Annotated in this window: 17 protein-coding genes and 1 tRNA gene; 14 read left to right on the forward strand and 4 right to left on the reverse strand. The window is 51.5% G+C overall.

Features of this window, described 5'->3' with window-relative positions; genetic code table 11:
* Positions 1–162: 162 nt before the first annotated feature.
* Together GSQ62_RS11735 and GSQ62_RS11740 are read left to right on the forward strand one after the other, a co-directional pair.
* A complete protein-coding gene (locus tag GSQ62_RS11735; RefSeq protein WP_161889677.1) occupies positions 163–1,302 on the forward strand; it encodes an acyl-CoA dehydrogenase in 1,140 nt (379 codons plus the stop codon).
* A gap of 157 nt (positions 1,303–1,459) precedes the next feature.
* Entirely contained in the window at positions 1,460–2,386 is a 927-nt protein-coding gene (locus GSQ62_RS11740) for an AraC family transcriptional regulator (protein WP_161889678.1), read from the forward strand.
* Here GSQ62_RS11740 and GSQ62_RS11745 read toward each other — a convergent pair.
* From GSQ62_RS11745 to GSQ62_RS11755, 3 genes are read right to left on the reverse strand one after another with little or no spacing between them, the layout of a single operon-like run.
* A complete protein-coding gene (locus GSQ62_RS11745) occupies positions 2,369–3,130 on the reverse strand; it encodes a geranylgeranylglyceryl/heptaprenylglyceryl phosphate synthase (protein WP_161889679.1) in 762 nt (253 codons plus the stop codon). The genes GSQ62_RS11740 and GSQ62_RS11745 overlap by 18 nt on opposite strands.
* The gene (locus GSQ62_RS11750) at positions 3,120–3,749 is read right to left on the reverse strand and encodes a hypothetical protein (RefSeq protein ID WP_161889680.1); all 630 of its coding nucleotides are present in this window, start codon (positions 3,747–3,749) and stop codon (positions 3,120–3,122) included. The genes GSQ62_RS11745 and GSQ62_RS11750 overlap by 11 nt, the downstream gene beginning before the upstream one ends.
* Positions 3,746–4,126, reverse strand: coding sequence for a phage holin family protein (locus GSQ62_RS11755; protein WP_161889681.1), 381 nt, complete (start codon positions 4,124–4,126; stop codon positions 3,746–3,748). The genes GSQ62_RS11750 and GSQ62_RS11755 overlap by 4 nt, the downstream gene beginning before the upstream one ends.
* Positions 4,127–4,281: 155 nt before the next feature.
* Here GSQ62_RS11755 and GSQ62_RS11760 point away from each other — a divergent pair, with 155 nt between their 5' ends.
* The 4 genes from GSQ62_RS11760 to GSQ62_RS11775 all read left to right on the forward strand — a co-directional run bounded on the left by GSQ62_RS11760 (position 4,282) and on the right by GSQ62_RS11775 (position 10,048).
* On the forward strand, positions 4,282–5,382 hold the full coding sequence (locus GSQ62_RS11760) for a J domain-containing protein (RefSeq protein ID WP_161889682.1): 1,101 nt from the start codon (positions 4,282–4,284) through the stop codon (positions 5,380–5,382).
* Between the two features lie 133 nt (positions 5,383–5,515).
* On the forward strand, positions 5,516–6,559 hold the full coding sequence (locus tag GSQ62_RS11765; protein ID WP_161889683.1) for a DNA adenine methylase: 1,044 nt from the start codon (positions 5,516–5,518) through the stop codon (positions 6,557–6,559).
* On the forward strand, positions 6,556–8,652 hold the full coding sequence (locus GSQ62_RS11770; protein ID WP_161889684.1) for an ATP-binding protein: 2,097 nt from the start codon (positions 6,556–6,558) through the stop codon (positions 8,650–8,652). Before GSQ62_RS11765 ends, GSQ62_RS11770 begins: the two co-directional genes overlap by 4 nt.
* 7 nt (positions 8,653–8,659) lie before the next feature.
* A complete protein-coding gene (locus GSQ62_RS11775) occupies positions 8,660–10,048 on the forward strand; it encodes a hypothetical protein (protein WP_161889685.1) in 1,389 nt (462 codons plus the stop codon).
* A gap of 166 nt (positions 10,049–10,214) precedes the next feature.
* On the opposite strand, the gene GSQ62_RS11780 is transcribed toward GSQ62_RS11775, so the two are convergent.
* A tRNA-Phe gene (locus GSQ62_RS11780) sits at positions 10,215–10,287 on the reverse strand.
* A gap of 166 nt (positions 10,288–10,453) precedes the next feature.
* Between GSQ62_RS11780 and GSQ62_RS11785 the strand changes: the two genes are divergently transcribed.
* The 8 genes from GSQ62_RS11785 (at position 10,454) to GSQ62_RS11820 (ending at position 19,571) form a co-directional block, all read left to right on the forward strand.
* Positions 10,454–11,827 carry a (Fe-S)-binding protein gene (locus tag GSQ62_RS11785; RefSeq protein WP_161889686.1) on the forward strand — a complete coding sequence of 458 codons (1,374 nt, stop codon included), beginning with the start codon at positions 10,454–10,456 and terminating at the stop codon, positions 11,825–11,827.
* Between the two features lie 142 nt (positions 11,828–11,969).
* Positions 11,970–12,755 carry a (Fe-S)-binding protein gene (locus tag GSQ62_RS11790; RefSeq protein WP_161891423.1) on the forward strand — a complete coding sequence of 262 codons (786 nt, stop codon included), beginning with the start codon at positions 11,970–11,972 and terminating at the stop codon, positions 12,753–12,755.
* A gap of 144 nt (positions 12,756–12,899) precedes the next feature.
* A complete protein-coding gene (locus GSQ62_RS11795; RefSeq protein WP_161889687.1) occupies positions 12,900–13,382 on the forward strand; it encodes a hypothetical protein in 483 nt (160 codons plus the stop codon).
* A gap of 27 nt (positions 13,383–13,409) precedes the next feature.
* The gene (locus GSQ62_RS11800) at positions 13,410–15,359 is read left to right on the forward strand and encodes an OmpA family protein (RefSeq protein ID WP_161889688.1); all 1,950 of its coding nucleotides are present in this window, start codon (positions 13,410–13,412) and stop codon (positions 15,357–15,359) included.
* A 270-nt stretch (positions 15,360–15,629) separates the two neighbouring features.
* Positions 15,630–16,514 (forward strand): hypothetical protein, encoded by an 885-nt coding sequence (locus GSQ62_RS11805; protein ID WP_161889689.1) that lies wholly within the window; start codon positions 15,630–15,632, stop codon positions 16,512–16,514.
* Positions 16,515–16,678: 164 nt separating this feature from the next.
* Positions 16,679–17,848 carry an AIR synthase related protein gene (locus GSQ62_RS11810; protein ID WP_161889690.1) on the forward strand — a complete coding sequence of 390 codons (1,170 nt, stop codon included), beginning with the start codon at positions 16,679–16,681 and terminating at the stop codon, positions 17,846–17,848.
* Between the two features lie 325 nt (positions 17,849–18,173).
* On the forward strand, positions 18,174–18,851 hold the full coding sequence (locus GSQ62_RS11815) for an outer membrane beta-barrel protein (protein ID WP_161889691.1): 678 nt from the start codon (positions 18,174–18,176) through the stop codon (positions 18,849–18,851).
* A gap of 30 nt (positions 18,852–18,881) precedes the next feature.
* Positions 18,882–19,571, forward strand: a complete 690-nt coding sequence (locus GSQ62_RS11820) for an outer membrane beta-barrel protein (RefSeq protein ID WP_161889692.1) — start codon at positions 18,882–18,884, stop codon at positions 19,569–19,571.
* The last annotated feature ends 54 nt before the right edge of the window (positions 19,572–19,625 follow it).

Genomic DNA, 19,625 nt, shown 5'->3' on the forward strand with positions numbered 1-19,625 from the left:
GCGCTTTCTTTTTGAGCCTGTGCCGCAGGTTGAAACAGTTTAAGTACAAAATATAGGGTACAACACAACAATTATCCGAATATCGTGTTTAGGTAATGAAGCCAATTTCTTAGTTTTGTACCAGACAAACGAACCAAGCGCCTTCTATACACCAAATAAAACATGAATTTCCAATTCACAGAAGAACAACTGGCCGTGCAGGCGGCCGCCCGGGAATTTGCACAGACAGAACTGCTGCCGGGTGTGATAGAGCGCGATGAGCAGCAGCGGTTTCCGGCGGAGCAGGTGAAAAAGATGGGGGAGTTGGGTTTTCTGGGCATGATGGTGGACCCAAAGTACGGCGGCGGCGGCATGGATGCCGTGTCCTATGTGCTGGCCATGGAGGAGATCTCAAAGGTAGACGCCTCTGCTTCGGTGGTGATGTCGGTGAACAACTCGCTCGTGTGCTGGGGCCTCGAAAATTTCGGTACGGAGGAGCAGAAGCAAAAGTATCTGACTAAACTGGCATCAGGAGAGGTTATCGGGGCCTTTTGCCTGTCAGAGCCTGAGGCGGGTTCTGACGCCACCTCACAGCGCACCACAGCCGAAGACAAAGGCGATTATTACCTGCTCAACGGCACCAAAAACTGGATCACGAACGGCAGCACCGCCTCCGTTTACCTCGTGTTCGCGCAAACCCACCCGGAGAAGCGCCACCGCGGCATCAACGTGCTGATAGTGGAGCGCGGCACGGAAGGTTTTGTGGTGGGCCCGAAAGAGAATAAACTGGGCATCCGGGGCTCCGATACCCATTCGCTGATGTTCACGGATGTGAAGGTGCCGAAGGAGAACCGCATCGGGGACGACGGTTTTGGATTTAAGTTTGCGATGGCCACGCTGGCGGGGGGGCGCATCGGGATTGCCGCACAGGCGCTGGGCATTGCCTCCGGCGCCTATGAGCTGGCAGTGAAGTACGCGAAGGAGCGCAAGACTTTTGGAGTTGAAATAGCAAAGCACCAGGCCATTCAGTTCAAACTGGCAGATATGGCCACGAACATTGAGGCCGCCCGCCTGCTCTGCCTGCAGGCTGCCTACGACAAGGACACGCACCAGGACTATACGAAGTCCGCCGCCATGGCCAAGCTTTTTGCCTCCAAAGTGGCCATGGAAACCACAGTGGAGGCGGTGCAGGTGCATGGCGGGTATGGCTTCGTGAAAGAGTACCATGTGGAGCGAATGATGCGCGATGCTAAGATAACACAGATATACGAGGGTACTTCCGAGATACAGAAAATAGTAATATCAAGAGAATTGTTGAAGTAAATACAGGTGTAATCTCCTTTCGCTTAAATAGTTAGCTTCTTGATATGTTTTTCCTAATTAAAATTAAATTTTTAAATTTTTTGAATTTTATAAAGATAAGCCTTAGCTTTAGGCAAGCATTTAGGATTTATACTACAAAAGTTAGTTTATAACATACATGGAAGATTACAATAAAATTATTGAGTCGCTTGGGGTGCGGTTCATAAAAGCCAAAAATCTGGTGCTGCAACAGCCTTTCACGGTGCGCAATTACTATGATGTGGGGAACAACCTGATCCTGCTTCACAAGGGCAGCATCTTTTTCGGCAACGAGGAGCAAATGGTAGAAGAGGGGGAACTTCTATTCATCCCGGGGGGGCGAAGCACAAAAGTTACGTACGGGCCTTCGGGCGAAGGAAAGTCTATCACAAACGACGACCTGATTACAAACCGGGAGAAGTTCTTCAGGAGCAACAATGACCTTGACCTGATCGGCGACGCCGAGGAGAGCCACAGCTACGTGAGTTTCGAAGCCAAGGTGTTCGACTCCGTCAACTTTTTCGCCTCGCTGGACCTGCCAGCGTTCCTGATCTCCAACAACAGCAAACTGGCCAACCTGGTCATCAAAGTGGTGGAGGAGAACATGCAGGAACTGCCCGGGAAAGAGCGCCTGATAAGCCTGTACACGGAGCAGATTGTAGTGGAGATTGTGCGCCACATCCTGCGCAACAGGATGTTTGTGGAGCAGCTGGCCACCAACAGCACCTACTTCAAAGACCCGCGCCTCATCGATTTGTTCAACTACATCAAGGAGAACATCGGGGGCGACCTGTCGAACAAGGTGCTGTCGAACGTGGCCAACGTGTCGGAGGACTATGTGGGCCAGTACTTCAAGATGCTCACCGGCATTAACCCGCAGGACTACATCGAGTACCAGCGCATGGAGCGCGCCGTGTTCCTGCTGCGCACGACCAAGAAGAGCATCCGCGAGATCGGCAAAGAGGTGGGCTACAAAGACACCGCTTACTTCTGCCGCCGCTTCAAGATGATGTTTGGCATACCAGCCGGAAAGATGCGCCGCCGCGAATCAGCGATGAACATCTAAGGCAACATTGTAAGAAGAGACAAGTGCAGAAACCTCGGCCAGAAAGCCGGGGTTTTCTTCTATATGGTTGCCGATGACCAGCACATCGGCGCCCGCCTCCAGGGCCGCTTTGGCCTTGTCTGCCGTATTGATGCCCCCGCCCACCAGCAGCGGCACGTCCACGGCTGTGCGCACGGCGGCTATCATTTGCGGGTCAACCGGCATGTGAGCGCCGCTTCCACCGTCAAGGTATATATAGCGAAGGCCCAGCAACTCTCCGGCCATGGCGGTGCAGGCGGCAATCGAGGGCTTGTCGTAGGGAATGGGGGTGGTGCCGCTCACATAGGAGGCGGTGGTCTGGCGGCCGGTGTCTATGAGCATATAGCCCGTGGGGTATACCTGCAGGTTGCTGGCTTTCAGGACAGGGGCGGCAAGCACGTGCTGCCCGATCAGGAAATCCGGGTTACGGCCCGAGATAAGGGAAAGCAGCAGGATGCCGTCAGCCTGCCTGTCGATGTGCTGGCTGTTGCTCGGGAAAAGTATAACGGGTGTGGCCGTATTCTCCTTCAGAAGCCGGATGATGCCAGCCTGGTTGTCTGTCGTGATCAGGCTGCCGCCTACAAAGAAAAAATCTACTGGGTGAGACGCCGTCAGGGCGATCAGGTGCAGGCAGGAAGCTTCCGTCAGGTTGTCGGGGTCGAGCAGCACCGCGAAGTGCTTCCTGCCTGTGGGTTGGTGTGGTTGGCGAAGGTGGTTAAATGGCATCCTCTTTTGGAATGATATACTCGGTTGTCTCTAGCTCCGTAACCTCAACTACGGGCTTAGCCGCAATATCGTCATTTTCAGAGACACCGTGTAAGTATTCTTCCAGCTTTTTACCTGCGTACACCAGCAGGAACGCCACGGCCTGTTGCGTCAGCACCTTGGCCACCGGGGAGTCCAGTATTTTGTTTGCCGCGTCCTTTGCCGTAGTTTCTTCGTGCTGAGGCGCGTGGCTGCTGTCTGCGTGGTGCATCTGCTCAGACAGCAGCTGCTCAGAAGCAAGAGCATAGCTTTCTTCCTGCTCCTGTATGATGGCGTCGTAGTCTATCATGGGGGTGGATACCGGGGGCGTGGCAACAGACTGCTTGTGCCTGTTCTTTTTCTTCTTACGTTTCTTCTCCGCTTTTTCGGCCTTATCTTTTTTTTTGCCGCCGCTGAACATGCGCTTCAGCAGGTAGCCCGCCAGCAGTACACCGCCTGCCACGGCCGCTTTTTTGCCAATCTCCTGCCCCTGTGTCTTTATTTGATCCACATCGCCCTTCAGGGCATTCTTATATTCTTCTTTCTGCCGCTCCAAAAACTCCCGCTCATTGTCAAAAATAGGATTGGATAACTCGCTCATATGCTTTTTTCCCGTTTATCAGATTTGTAAATTGTGTTATCAAAAGTTTTGTCGGCAATGCCCTGAAATACTTTTTTATCCAGGCCCACAAGCAGCACCACCAGTATAATCACATAGAAGAGCGCTATAATGCCGAACCCCCAGAAAGAGCTGTCCAGCAGTTCATTCAGCAGCAGGCCCAGGAAGATGCTCACGAAGATAACGCTCATGAACGCCGCAAAACCCAGCAGGGCGACGTGTATCGCGCTCACAAAGGCTCCCTTGAGTTTCTCCTGTATCTCCAGCCGTATGATGTCAATCCGTGTGTCGATGTACCCCATCAGGTTCTCGATAAGGTTGGGGTTCCGTTCGCGTGTACCGTTGTCTTGTATTGCCATAGTTTGTTTAAGCTTTTGTAGCGTTTTACCTGTATACGAGGGTGTAAACAAAAATTTACGTAAAGTCTAAGAACTTAGAAGTGTAGTACGGAATTTGAGGTATATTGTCCGGATTTAGCTAAATTTAGCGTTGACTTTTTCAACTCTGCATCTGTTTGAATTACAATTTCTATAGCATTCTGGGAGTAAGCCCGACAGCCTCCGCCAAGGAGGTGAAGGGAGCTTATAAGCAGCTCGCGCTCAGGTACCACCCCGACAGGAACCCGGGGAACGCACGGGCCGAAGAGCTCTTTAAACTCGTGAACGCCGCCTACCAGACCCTGTCTAATCCGGCCAAGCGCGCCCGCTACGACATGCGGCTGCAGATGCAGCGCCAGCAGCAGCGGGCCGTGGCGGTTCACCAGCCGGCAAACGGGGAGACCCGTTACGCGCACACGCGCCAGCCGGCGGGGGTGTCGGAGCGCCACTACCGCAACATAAAGCGCGACGACAACCGCTTTTCGCGCAAAGACTGGTACATCACCCTCGGTTTTGTGGCGGGCCTGCTGTTTTTCAGCCTGCTGCTGAAACTGGGCATGGACCGCATCACCGGCGAGGATAAATACAAAACGGCTTTGGCATATATGGAAGACGGGAAATACAGCAGCGCGCACCGCCTGCTGTCAGACGCTATCCGCTTTATGCCGGAGCGCGTGGCGCCCTACGAGGCGCGGGCCAAGATAGAGTTAGACGTATTCGAGAACTACGCTGCCGCCCTGCGCGACCTGAACCAGGCGATAGCGCTGCGCGAGCAGCCCTCGGCGCAGGCCTACTACATGCGCGGGCGCACCTACCGGCAACTGGAGCAGTACCAGGAAGCCGAGCAGGACCTGACACGGGCCTTACGACTGAACAGCCAATTGTGGGGCGCCCACCTGGCGCGGGGGGCGGTGCGGCTCTTTTACCTGAAGGACTATGAGCAGGCGATAGAGGACCTGTCAGTTTTCCTAGCCAACAGCGGCAGGGGCCCCAACCGGGTGTCGGCGCTGACGTACCGGGGCTTCGGCTACTTTAAGATCGGCGATTACGTGCAGTCGGAGCAGGACTACCAGGCGGCATTGGCTCTGGACAGGGAGAACGGCCGGGTATACTACCTGCTGGGGCGCGTGGTGGCGGCGCAGCAACGGTCAGAGGAGGCCTGTGAATATTTCTCGCGGGCGCACCAGTTGGGCTACTCGGCGGCGCTGCTGGAGTTGCGGGCCAGGTGCCAGGAGTAGGGGAGGGTGGATTTTCCTTGAAAGCATATATAGCATGTATAAAGATGATAACTTAGATTGAAGTTTTGGAGGGTTGCGAGACACAGATTCAAATGCAACTTTGAACTTATATATTTCAGATGTATATTACTATATGGCATTAACCTCTCCGCTTCGTTATCCTGGAGGAAAATCACGTTTTACCGACTTTATCTGGAAAGCGCTTGCTGCGTCAGGTGAGAAAGCTGAAGTTTTCGTAGAGCCCTTTTGCGGTGGAGCTGGTGCCGCAATAAGGCTGCTTGAATCAGGTAGGGTAGAAAGAATTGCTCTTAATGATAAAGATCCTCTTGTTGCTAGCTTTTGGCAGGTGGTTTTTGGGAAGAGCCGCAAGAATACAAATGATGTTGATTGGTTAATTAGACAGATTGAGTCTGCAAAGTTATCTATTGCTGAATGGCGCAGGCAAAAAACGCTTAATCCTCTTGATGTGAGGACTGCTGCATGGAAATGCCTTTACCTTAACCGCACGAGTTTTAATGGTATTTTACACAAAGCTGGGCCTATTGGAGGTTGGGAACAAAAGAACCGAACGCTTGATGTACGATTCAATCCAGAGAGACTCATTGAGCAGGTGCAGAGTTTGTATGCCTTACGTGATCAGGTAGAGCGTGTAGATTGTGTAAGTTGGAAAAGGTATTGCATGCGCTACCAGCATACAAGAGGGGTTTATCTTTACCTAGACCCGCCTTACTACCACAAGGCTGACCAGCTGTACGGCTACTTTTTTGATAAAAAGACACATCTGTCAATGCGCAAGTATCTGGTCAATTTATCTACTCCTTGGATGCTGTCTTATGACGATGTGCCTGAGGTGCGTTCACTCTACGGTAATCTCGATGGGATCGATGGTCGCGTAGTTGATCAGACTTATTCAGCTCACCCTATGGGTGGCGCTAGTTTTGTCGGGCGTGAGCTTTTCTTCAGTAATCGCGCACTCCCAAGTCTGGATCTACGGGAGGGGCAAAGACCACACACTGGCATAACTGTGCTTGGCGCTCTCAAAAACATTGCACCGCATGCAATTGGCCCCTTGCGAACTCCAACTGCTCAACAGGCACCGATACTCACTATTGCTAATCAGGTATCGAATGAAAATAAGTCGGAGCTGCACTTATCATTAAAATTCAATACGCTATGAAAGACATCTACAACCAAATCGTAACAGCTGGTAGTGAGCTAGTTAAGCTTTTAGGAGATTTCAACAAATCGTTTGTAGGTTATGTCTACAGCATGCGCTACGATGAGGTGTTCGTGCTGACAAACGATGATTGGAAGCATGCAGTTAACGGGCTGCCCCACAACTCTTTTTTAGTGGCTGCTGGCTTCAATCCTTATAAAATGGCTGATGCCGATGTAATTGATCAAGAGGTAGTTTTGCTGCGAATACTTGAGCCTGTGAGTCTGCCACAAGACAGTGACTTTGTTCGCACCCGCATCGAGCACCATCAGCGTCGTACTTCAAGCGAAAAGCTGCCTGGGGACGTCAACGATGGAATGGATCCAATGACAGTCTCAGAGCTACAGGCAGGAGGATTACGATGTAGTATTCTCGGGACCTTCTATGTAGAAGATGGGCAGCTCCGCTTAGGGAGTGATATAGAGAACTTCATGACGCTGTCCCGCCTACGGGCGTACAAACCTACTGGTGAAGCCTTAGCAATGATTGTTAATCATGTCAATCCTGAGGTGCGTAAAAGTGCAGCTGAAGATGCTCAAAAAGCTGGATTCAAAAGCGTTCCATCACCAATCAAAATTGGTACTGTGCGTTTCACTTCCACAGCACGGATGCATAGGGCTAAGGAGAAGCTTGTTGACGTTATGATTCAGCCAACAGACTTTTTGGCTAGGAGAACAGCGATGTTTGGTATGACGCGCACTGGTAAATCTAACACTGTAAAAACTACAGTGTCGGCCGTTGCTCTTGCTGCATTGAAAGATGGGATCAAAGTTGGTCAACTTATTTTTGACATCAACGGAGAGTATGCTAATGCTAACCACCAAGACGACGGTAGTTCTATTGCAGATGTATTTCCTACATCGACAGTTCGATACCGTGCAATCGAAACGCATGGATTTGAGGATCTACGGACGAACTTCTATCAAGAGTCTGATCAGGCATTAAACTTAATACAATCCCTCTTCAAGAATGATAAATCACCATTCTCAGGACAGGATCTTGACGCGTTCATGTCATCTACGCTTGAGGAACCTAATATTTCTGCAAGATCAGAGCACACGCGCTGGGAGAGACATAAAGCAGTTTTTCAGTGCATTTTACACAGAGCTGGATACCCTGCTCCGGCAGGATTTCAGGTTAGAGTCCCAGTTGCTGCTGCGCTCACTCGTCAGCTAAATGCTTGGGCTAATGCCCAAACTCCACCGGTAACTGTAAGAGTTCCAGCATCGGAATATGTGGCTCTTGATGAAGCAAGTGCATGGTTTGAACAACTGCGGCAAATTAATTTGGCAATAAAGCAGGCTCAGGCCCAACAACAGCAGCCTACAATTGGCTTGGTATCATCGACGCCTGGGAACTCTTGGGTTGACCCTACTCTTGAGGCGTTTTTAAATATCCTTGCACGTGAAAATAGTAGAAGGCAGAGTTTCGGTGGTTGGCGTGCTATTCAGAAGTATACTCCTTACCATTCTCCTCGCCGCTCTGCTGATGTGACGGACGAAATATTAGGACATTTAGATGCTGGCAAAATCGTTATTCTGGATCTTTCGGCTGGTCCAGTTGAGATTCGGAAAGTTTTATCAAAGCGTATAGCCAGTCGCATTTTTGACCGTCAAACAACCATAATGAATGAGGGAAAGATGCCTCAAAACATGGTTATTTACGTTGAAGAAGCTCACAACCTGATCGGTAAAAATGCCGAGCTAACCGATACATGGCCACGCCTTGCTAAGGAGGGAGCTAAAGCACGCATTGCCTTTGTGTACGCGACACAGGAGCCGTCTTCGGTCCATCCGAACATACTGGCTAACACAGAAAACTGGTTTGTGACGCACCTGAACAACGATGATGAGCTTAAGACTCTTGGGAAGTTCTACGACTTTAGTCATTTCGTTAAATCACTGAAGGCTGCCCAGGATGTGGGTTTTGCACGCATCAAAACTCTGTCTTCACCGTTTGTCATCCCAACGCAGATCAATCGCTTCACACCGAGTGAGATCAAAGCTGAAATCGAACGTATCACCAAAGCGCAGCAGACTTTTAGTTTGCATTAATGAACCAATGCCATACAACCGAGAAACTGCTGGAAAGGGAGGGCACGCCGACTTTGTGCGTAATCCGGATGTGCAACGTTTCTTATCTGATTGTGACTATATGAAGCCACCCTCAGATGCTGAAGCAGAAGCGATTATTTCGACTTTTATAAATGCTCCTGCTGGGCATCCACCACGATTGCCAAACTTCGTTGTAGCATCAGATGCCAGCAAGAGCGACAATCCCATTAATGATAAATTGCCAAGTACACAGCTCGGGTTTATAAAAGTCAGCCATGTGCTAATTGCTATGGACAAATATGCTGAGCTGATTGATCCGCGTTCACGCTTTGTAGATCCATTTAAAGTGGCTGAAATGCACCGTAACGCGCAGCCAATTACATATGTGTTGCCCGGTAGCAATATTTTATATCGCGGTTCTGCTAATGTGCGTGATGGTTTCCGCCGGGCAGTATATGATCAGCTTACAGCTAACAGACGTGAGGGTGCTAATCGAATGGTGCTTACCGAAACTCTCCTTACATTGAATGATGACCTCATCACAATTAAAGCCTGTCCTTCAGCAGAGTGCAGTGAGCCAATAGAACATTTAGAATTTACTCAAAGCGCCCAAACCCACAGCTGCCCAGCCTGCAGGACAACTATATATGCAACAGACTGGCTACGCCTTCATGAGGGCATAAGTGATTTTGGCAACAATGCGAGTGCAATGACACGCATGATGAATGTAGTAGAGCATCTGCTGCTAGCAGCTTTCATACTTGAACTCTTAAGGGATACTGCGCATGTACAGGTTCTTGCAAGGATTGCCTTTGTGGTTGATGGCCCATTGGCTCTTTTCGGAGAACCTGCAAAGTTACACAAGCGAATAATGAGTTTGCTTTACAGAGCTAATCTTAAACTGGCAGGACTTGGGTTCGAGCCCTTGCTCGTGCTGGGGCTACAAAAAACGGGCGCCGTTATGGACCATGCACTTTTGCTCGAACGCTTTCTTCCGAAGGGTAAAGGCGTCTTGCGGTTAATAGATGATGACTACCGAAGCAAATACATTACTGGCAGTTCCACGCCATCTGCCAACTTTGGGCATGAAACCTATTATGGACAGGACTTCCTGTTTAAGACAGAACGAGGTCGCATATTTAACTTTGCTTTGCCTTACCCGTTCGAAAATAAAGGCATTGGTTACAACTCCGCAGAGTTTGCTCAAATGAAAGCCGATATTGCCCAATATGGATCCCTTGTAGAGAGAGCCTGCGATCTAATACGACATTTTGAACTCGACCTTTACGATAATGCAATTGTGCCTGTTGCTCTGGCGCATCGGCATGCTTCTATCAGTATTATGCCAGGAGGTAAGGTGCTCGATCTGCTAACTAGAGCAAGCTTGTCCCGTTGAGGAAGATTCATCGTGGTAGAGGCTATTAGAAGGTAATAAGCATGTCGGTGGAAAGGCGAGCCTGTGGCTTTTAATCCGTAGGTGATACACTGGCCTTGTCTCACGTTTTCTTCAATATAGAAGCATATAAACAAAAAACCCTCGCCGTTTCTGGCAAGGGTTTCTGTGGTGATGAGTGGAATCGAACCACCGACACAAGGATTTTCAGTCCTTTGCTCTACCAACTGAGCTACATCACCAGCTCTGTTGTTGCCCTAATTCCGAAGGGTATGCAAAAGTAGCAACCAATTTTTAAGTAGCAAACAGAATCCGGTAAAATATTTTATAAAGCGCCTGCAACGTATATTATTCTGCGTATTCTGCTATCTTTAACTATAAATTAGTATGTATAACGAATAGTTTGCCGTGATAGGAATAGAGAATATCATCTTTTTGGTAGTGGCTGCCGTCGGCATCGGGCTGTTTGTTTGGCAGATCCGCAAGATCCGCAAAAACGTGCTGATGGGTCGGGACACAGTGCTGGCCGATAACCCGTCGGAGCGCCTCAGCAAGGTGCTGCTGGTGGCGTTCGGGCAGCAGAAAATGTTCAAGCGCATGCTGCCTGCCGTGCTGCACCTGTTCGTGTATGTCGGCTTTCTGGTCATCAACATCGAAGTAATCGAGATTCTGATTGACGGCGTCTTTGGCACGCACCGCATCCTGGGCTTCGCCGGAGTGCTGTACAGCGGGTTGATGTTTATCAACGAGATACTGGCAGCCCTGGTCATTGTGGCCTGCGCTGTTTTCCTGTGGCGGCGCAACGTTACGAAGGTGCCGCGCCTGGCTAACGGGGTAGAGATGCGTGCCTGGCCGAAGCTGGACGCCAACATCATTCTGGTGGTGGAGATTGTGCTGATGCTGGCGCTCTTCGTGTTCAACATTTCGGACCTGAAACTGGCGCAGTTGCGGGGCACCCATATAGCCGGGGCTTACCCCATCAGCTCCCTGTTTGTGAATGCGCTGGGCAGCGACCCGGAAACCTTATATATGGCGGGCCGCATCGGCTGGTGGTTCCACATCCTGGGTATTTTGGCGTTTATGAATTACCTGCCGAGCTCGAAGCACTTCCACATCATCATGGCTTTCCCCAACGTGTATTACTCCAAGCTGCTGCCCAAGGGGAAGTTCACGACAAACCCGGCGATAACGCATGAGATAAAGGCCATGCTGGACCCGAGCTACCAGCCGCCTGCCCCGGAGGTGGATGCGGAAGGCAATATGGTTATCCAGCGCTTCGGTGCCAAAGACGTGGAAGACCTGGCATGGAAGCAACTGATGGACGCCTACACCTGCACCGAGTGCGGCCGCTGCACATCGGTTTGCCCGGCCAACATCACCGGGAAACTGCTTTCTCCGCGCAAAATCGTGATGGACACCCGCGACAGGATGGAGGAGAAAGGCGAGCACCCGGCTATTTTCGCCCCGAACCACTACAAGGAGTTAGGGGTGGAGCGCGTGCATGTGACGGAGGAGAACACCCTGCTGCGCGGTTATATCACGCCGGAGGAACTCTGGGCCTGCACCACCTGCAACGCCTGCGTGGAGTCCTGCCCGGTGAACATCGACCAGCTTTCCACCATCATGGACCTGCGCCGATACCTGGTGCTGGAAGAGTCTGCCGCACCGGCTTCGCTGAACGCCATGTTCACCAACATCGAGAACAACGGCGCCCCTTGGGCCTTTTCCCCAGCCGACCGCTTTAACTGGGCGGAGGAGCTATATATGCCGAGTAAAAATTAGACAAAAGAATTTTTAGATAAAGGATAAAAGACTACATGATACAGGACCTGAGTTTTAAGTCCTTTATCTTTTGTCAAACAGTCCTTCGTCCATTTCAAAAACCCAGATGAAAGAAAATAGAAGACTAGTGAAAGTGCCTACTATGGCGGAGATGGCTGCCAGCGGCGAAGAGCCGGAAATCCTGTTCTGGGTGGGTTGTGCGGGCGCGTTCGATGACCGCTACAAGCGCGTGACGCGGGCCTTTGTGCAGATTCTGGAGCACGTGGGCGTGAAGTATGCTGTGCTGGGCACCGAGGAAAGCTGCACCGGCGATCCCGCCAAGCGTGCGGGCAACGAGTTCCTGTTCCAGATGCAGGCCATCACCAACATCGAGGTGATGAACGCCTACAACGTGAAGAAAATCGTGACGGCCTGTCCACACTGCTTCAACACCATCAAAAACGAGTACCCGGACCTGGGCGGAAACTATAAGGTAATACACCACTCTACCTTTCTGCAGCAACTGATTAACGAAGGCAAGGTGCATGTAAAGGGAGGCGAGGCCTTCCAGGGCCGCCGCATTACGTACCACGACTCCTGCTACCTGGGCCGTGCCAACAACATATATGAGGCGCCGCGCGAGGTGCTGGCCGCTCTAGATGCCGACCTGGTGGAGATGAAGCGCAGCCGCGCCAACGGCCTTTGCTGCGGCGCCGGCGGTGCCCAGATGTTCAAGGAGCCGGAGCCGGGCCGGAAGGATATCAACATCGAGCGCACAGAAGAGGCACTCGCTACGCTGGGCACTGCCGGAAACAGCGTGATTGCCACGGCCTGCCCGTTTTGCATGGTGATGATGAACGACGGCGTGAAGAACAAGGACCAGGAAGAAAACGTACAAGTTTTCGACATCGCCGAGCTCGTCGCGCAGGCCGAAGGGCTTAGCAAGTAATTGTTGGTTGTTAATTGTTGATTGTTAAATGGCTATATTGTTAAATGGTTGAATTGCTGAAAATCCATTTCATATATAATTCAACCATTTAACAATCAGCAATCAGCAACCAACAACAACCAACAAACAATCAACCCAACCAAAATGTACATCCCTTTTAACGAACTGCCGCCACATGCGCGGCTTTGGATATACCAGGCTAACAGGCCTTTAACGGAGGCGGAGCAGGCTAAAATAAAACCGCTGCTGCAACGTTTTGCAGAAGAGTGGAGCAGCCACGGCGCTGGCCTTCAGGCCTCGGCTGAACTGCTGCACCACCAGTTTCTGGTACTGGCCAATAACGAGACGGCCGTCGCCGCCAGCGGTTGCTCCATCGACAAGTCGGTAGGGTTTGTGCGGGAACTGGAGCAACTGCTGCAGGTCACTTTCTTCGACCGCACCCGACTGGCTTTCCTGAAGGCCGGAGCGGTAGAGATGGTGCCGATGCAGGAGCTGAAAAGCAAAGTTTCGGCGGGCGAGATAGATGAGAATACCCTTTACTTTGATACCTTGGTGAATAATTACGGGGAGCTGCAGGAGGCATGGCCGAAGCCTGCCGGCAACAGCTGGCTTTCCCGTTACTTCTGATTCGGCGAAACCTAACCACACGTGTTCATGCATGCAACGCTGCCACTTAAGACCATTGCGCAACAACTCAAAACGATAAGTGCATTCCTGCTGCTCCTGCTGCTGTTGGGCGGCTGTGCGGGCCAGTACATCAGCAAAGGCGACAAGCGCTTTGGGGAGGAGCAGTACGAGCGCGCCATCGAGTTTTATAAGCAGGGCCTTGGCAGCGCCGGCAATGCGGGGGAGGTAAACTACAAAATCGCCGAAGCCTACCGCCTGTCTAACCGCATCGCAGAGGCTGCGCCGTTCTACAAAGCCGCGCTTGACGCCAACTTCCGCAAAGAAGACGCCTATTATTACTATGGCATTGCCCTGAAAGCCAACGGCCAGTACGAGGAGGCCCTCCGGCAACTGCAGGATTATGTGCGCGTAGGCACCAGCCCGCAGCTGAAGGCACAGGCCGCACGCGAGGTAGAGAACCTCAGCACCATCAGCACCATCCTCAAAAAAAGCACTCCTTACGAGATAGAGAACCTGGAGGCGCTGAACTCTGAGGCCTCGGAGTTTGCGCCATATGTGCGCGAGAACGAACTGGTGTTCTCCTCCACCCGCGGGCCGGGCAAGGAGTATATGGGCAACGGCGAAGGCTTCCTCGATTTATATACCGCCACGCTCACCGACTCTGCCGCAGCGATGGGAGGGGCCGTGCGGCCATATGAGAACATCAACGCAGAAAATATCCACGACGCGCTGGCCACCTTCACCAACGAGGGAACCACCATGATTTTTGCCCGGGGCAATCAGGGCACCAAGAAAGGCCGCCGGAACGTGGATCTCTTCCTGTCCAACCTCCGCTCCGGCGCCTGGACCACGCCGCAAATCCTCAGCATCAGCGACCGCGAGGCCTGGGACTCTTCCCCGGCTTTCTCGCCGGACGGCAAAACGCTGTACTTCTCCTCCAACCGCAAAGGCGGCCTGGGCGGCAACGACATCTACAAAACCACCCTCGACGACAAGGGCCGCTTCTCCACGCCGGAGAACCTGGGGCCGGATATTAACACACCCGGCAACGAGAGCTTCGTGTCGGTGGGGCCGGACGGCACGGTATATATAGCCTCCGATGGTTTGCCCGGTTTAGGCAGCCTGGATTTGTTCCGCATCGAGAATGGGAAGCCCGTGAACATGGGCCAGCCCATCAACTCGCCCGGCGATGACTTCGGGATATATATAGGGGAAGGCAACATCGGCTATTTCTCCTCCAACCGCGAAGGCGGCAAGGGCGGCGACGACATTTACCGCTTCGTGAGAACGGACCGCAAACTGGTTAACTTCTTCGTGGACGGCATATTGTACCAGCAGCGGGATGGCGCAGGGCAGCAGCGCACGGTAGTGCCTGACAACACTGTGCTGCTGCAGGATGCGAACGGCAAGGTGCTGACGATGGCAAGCACGGACGCGAACGGCCAGTTCACCTTCGCCCTCGACTCGGCCTCCACCTACTCGCTGGTTTCGGAGAAGCCCGGCTTTTTCACGGCGCGCGAGCGCATCACGACGGTAGGCAAAATGCCGTCGCAGCAGGAACTGACGAAAGATGTGAACGAGGTGCGGCTGACGGCAGAACTGGTGCTGAACGAGATTGTGAAGGAGAAGGCCATTGTGCTCGAAAACATCTTCTACGACTTCGACAAGGCTGATATACGCCCGGATGCCGCCCTGGAACTGGACAAACTGGTGCAGGTGCTGGAAGACAACCCCGGAATCTCGATAGAACTCAGTTCCCATACCGACGCGCGCGGCAGCGATGTGTATAACGAAGATTTGTCGCAGCGCCGCGCCGAGTCTGCCGTGGAGTACATCATCTCGAAGGGCATCGACCGCTCCCGCATCACGGCCAAAGGCTACGGCGAGAGCCGCCCGGTGGTGCGCAACGCCGACACCGAAGAAGAACATCAGCGCAACCGCCGTACCGAGTTCAAGGTGGTGCGTATACAGGAGTAATCAGTGTAGCGCTACAAAGTAAACGGGCAGCAGGAGGTCTTCTCCTGCTGCCCGTTTTGTTATATAGGACGTATATATACCCCGAGAGCCTTTGCGCCGGATTATGATGCCGGGCCTCTGGCCCAGAAGGTCGGCCTGTCCCGAAGTATCTTCTTGGAAAGACTCCACATTCATCTCAGATTATAGTTGTAAAAAGGCGGCTGTTGTTTCCGTCCTTCTTGTTATATCGCAACAGGTTAATGTATCAGGGGTGCTGTAATCAAACTTAATGTGATGAATGTCAGGTGCATTTTAAAGAAATCGATTGCTAAGAGCATCATTTTAACAGGGCCTGCTATATGCCTTGTGGCACTTGCCTCTGGTAACCTTCACGCGCAAAGAAAGCACTATACACCGCCTGCTTTAGTAATGCCGCTGCACGCTCAAAGGAATCAGCTACATACTTCATTGGGAATAGGCCGGGGAGTGGATATTAACCTTTCTTATGCCCTTAGCGACCATCTGGCAGTGTTTGCCACTGGAACGCTTCATAACGGATGGTCGAGAAACAGGAGTCTTTTAGCGGGAATGTTAGGGGGGCACCCATCTTATTACAAAAAAGACAACCAGGCGCTTGCAGGTGGTTTAGGGTATTTTTGGAGACCGGATGCTAATTCGTCTAAAAGGTTTGAGACATATGTCGGAGCAGGTAAGTTTTACGTGGATGTTTATCGTGAATCCGAGAAGGGAACCGGTTATTTTATTTCCAGCGTACAGACCGGTTACTGGAGCCTGTTCTGGCAGCTTAGCTCCGGGAGAAAAGTAAAAAAATCTGAAATGGCCGCTGCGGTCAGGATTTCATATTCAAATTATGATGATTTGTATCATAAAGATCAGGGAGGGATGTACAAGCCAAGTGTAACCGAGGGGCTATGGGGAATGCACATTGACCCTGCGCTGAGCTACAGTTACCTATGGCGCAGCTTTAAGTTCAATGGACAGTTAGGCTTTTCCTGGCCTCTTTTCAAGGTAGCGGCCAAAGAAACTCGCACAGAGTACTTTTTAGGAGAAGAAATCGTAACAACCGAAGTGGAAAGGCAATCCGTAGGGCTGGCAGGACTGGCAAGGCTTAGCGTGCAGTATACATTCGATCTTAATCATAAGGCTGATAAGTAAGGAGCCAAGTGCTATGCTCGTTATTCAGTCCCGGCAGCAGGGCTGTTCCATGATAAGTAAGTGCACTTTTAGTTTCTCTAGGTTTTCCCATTCCCATCTTTCTGGCTTTTTATCGCTCTTATTCCCACATGCTTCGTAAATTTGCTGGCAAACCATACTTATTTATGGAAAATAGATACCTGCGCCGCGGCGTCTCTGCCTCTAAAGAAGACGTACACAACGCCATCAAGAACATAGACAAAGGGCTTTTCCCGAAAGCATTCTGCAAGATCATCCCCGACATCCTCACCAACGACCCGGAGTACTGCGCTATCATGCACGCCGACGGGGCCGGCACCAAGTCGTCGCTGGCCTATATGTACTGGAAAGAGACCGGCGACCTGAGCGTGTGGAAAGGCATCGCCCAGGATGCCGTGGTAATGAACACTGACGATCTGCTGTGCGTGGGCGCGACCGACAACATCCTGCTGTCCTCCACCATCGGGCGCAACAAGCACCTGATTCCGGGCGAGGTGATTGCGGCCATTATCAACGGCACCGAAGAGGTGCTGCAGATGCTCCGCGACAACGGCGTGGGCATCTATAGCACCGGCGGCGAGACGGCTGATGTGGGCGACCTGGTGCGCACCATCATTGTGGACAGCACCGTGACGGCCCGCATGCGCCGCGACGAGGTGATCTCGAACCACACCATACAGCCCGGCGATGTGATTGTGGGTTTCGCCTCCTACGGGCAGGCCACCTACGAAGACGAGTACAACGGCGGCATGGGCAGCAACGGCCTCACCTCGGCCCGCCACGATGTGTTCCACAAATACCTCTCGGCTTCTTACCCGGAGAGCTACGATCCGGAACTGCCCGTGGACCTGGTATACAGCGGCAACTACCGCCTCACCGACATCAACAAGGAAACCGGCCTGGAGATGGGCAAACTGGTGCTGTCGCCGACGCGCACGTATGCGCCCATTGTGATGGAGATACTGAAGGAGCACCGCCCGCACATCCACGGCATGGTACACTGCAGCGGCGGCGCGCAGACCAAGGTGCTGCACTTCACGGAGAAAGTACACATCGTTAAAGACAACCTGTTCCCGGTGCCGCCGCTGTTCCGCGTGATTCAGGAGCAGAGCCACACCGACTGGAAAGAGATGTACAAGGTCTTCAACATGGGCCACCGCCTCGAGATTTACCTGCCCGAAGCCTACGCGCAGGACCTGATTGCCATCTCCAAAGCATTCGGCGTGGAGGCGCAGGTGATTGGCCGCGTGAAGAAGAGCAGCAAGAACGAGCTGACCATTCGCAGCAGACACGGCGAGTTTTACTACGAGGGATAGCCAGCCATCAAATACTATATAAAGCGTAACTTTATATATAAGCCACGGGCCAAGCGCCTGTGGCTTTTTTCGTTTTATGATGTTACAATATTGCGCTTGTAGCTCTTTCAGAAAGGGGCGGAGTATGCATTGAAAGGGGTTTTAAAGGAGGGGAGTCAAAGAAAAGTTGAATTTGCGATGTTACAAAGCAGCTACAAAACACCTTGTTATTGGCAGTAAAACAGTATATTATTAGTGTAATAAATCTATATATAGTTAATTATATGAAGAAACTATTTTCACCCCCCCATTCTCTAAAGGCCTTCCAATTAGCAAGTTAATGCTGATGAAAAAATCTCTATTAGCTGTCCTGCTGCTTCTTTCCTCCTTTGCGGCAGCCGCACAGCAGCAAGATACGGCTAAACTTTCCGCTGAAGTTGAAAAAAGGTTCTATGTAGGAGTAGGGGTAAGCACTGTATCCTATATGCTTTCTTTTAACAGCATGCTGGGAGGGAGCATAGAGCCTTTGGTAACGCCACACATAGGTTACAGACTGAATCGAAGGCTCAATGTTCAGTTAAGCATAGGTTATGACAAAGACAGAGAGGCTTTTGGTGGAACATACTTTGAGAATGAGGAGGACGAGGATAAGGGAATACTAACTTACGATGATAGCTACAATACCACTTGGGGCTGGGCTGTACCAATTATGCTTGAATTCACTCCTTTTAACACAAACAAGCGACTACAGCTTTATACCACCGCCAAACTTGTGCCTACATACGGCGCCTCCGAATTCCAGAGTATAAGAAGACGTGAGGGTATCACGACGGTTCTGGCAACGGATGAAGGTTCTGGCTTCAATACTTTCTTTATTGGCGGACTGCTCCTGAAGTACAGAATTAACCGCCGCATAGATGCATACTTGGAGGGTAACTTAATATACAAAGACCTACAAAAGTATAGCCCATATGCGGAATATGGTCCAAAGACTTTTGGGATAGGCATTAACTACAAGCTATAGTCGAAACAGGAGAGCTATAAAAGGCACTTTATGAAATATTTACTGCCATCCCTTTTCCTGCTTTTCTCCTTTACGGCAATAGCGCAGCAGCCTGCAAAAGATAGCGCAGATGAGGGCAAGCTATATATAAGCGCTGGCCTAACAAATCTTGGGTACCACATTTACTACGACGAGCCAAAAAGCTCGGGGTCTATAAGGTCGGGCTACTTCCATCCTATCTCATTAAATATTGGATACAAAGTGAATGAGAGAATCAGGGTGCAGGCCGGGCTTGCTTACGGGTGGAGTAAAGACAGTGGGGAATGGTCTCCTGGTTCTGCGGATACTTTATTGTATCAAGACTACTCCCGAACGCGCGCCGTAGCAGTTCCTCTTTCCGCTCAGTTTGTGCTCTTCAAGGCTTTCAGGCGATTTCCTGTATATGGCACCGCCACCCTGATGCCTGCGTTTGGCTCTACCCAAGCAAAGAGTACGGAAACTCGCCACGGTGTTATCACATCCACCGAGGCGAAAGACAGGGGCATGAATGTGTTTGCCACGGCTGGCCTCGGCTTTAACTACAAAATCAGCAACCGGTTTACAGGGTACCTGGAATACCTCTTCTTCAAGACGAACCTGACCGGGAAGAATTCATATCACCACGACTGGAATCAGTTTGCGACAAAGTCAGAGCAGATTTACTGGTCTCTGGCGCTTGGCGTCAACTACAGGCTGAAGTAGCCTTTTCTGGCATAATAATTGGCTTCTCAGGAGTATAAGCTAAAACCTATACTC

It is taken from the genome of Pontibacter russatus, from assembly GCF_009931655.1.
Lineage (GTDB): Bacteria > Bacteroidota > Bacteroidia > Cytophagales > Hymenobacteraceae > Pontibacter > Pontibacter russatus.